1 pseudogene is annotated in these 291 nt (G+C 47.8%); it reads right to left on the reverse strand.

Annotated elements, in window-relative coordinates:
• Positions 1-152: pseudogene (locus ACTHSQ_RS11195) on the reverse strand (IS5/IS1182 family transposase); the annotation flags it as partial.
• Positions 153-291 lie beyond the last annotated feature (139 nt).

Below are 291 nucleotides of genomic sequence, written 5' to 3' on the forward strand. Positions count from 1 at the left end.
CCGCGGTGGTCTCTAAGGTAATGGGTTCTTTGACGATTCAGGTATTGTTCGATCGGCTGCCAATCAATCACTTGATCTAACTTCAATAGTGGGAAGCGGTTGATGTGTTTGGCAATCATGGCTTGTGCGGTTTGCCGGAAGAAGGTGCTCATGGAAAATCCCCTAAATGTCTTGGTGGGAATTTAGGGGATTTGGGGGGATTTTGCAAAGGTGTCTATCCGTTTATCCCTTTACCCAATGTAAAGTCTCCATTTGTCCAGGTCTTCATTCCCGGCCCCATACAAAGCCGCC

It is taken from the genome of Neisseria sp. P0009.S008 (genome assembly GCF_051958615.1).
In the GTDB taxonomy this organism is placed as follows: Bacteria; Pseudomonadota; Gammaproteobacteria; order Burkholderiales; family Neisseriaceae; genus Neisseria; species Neisseria subflava.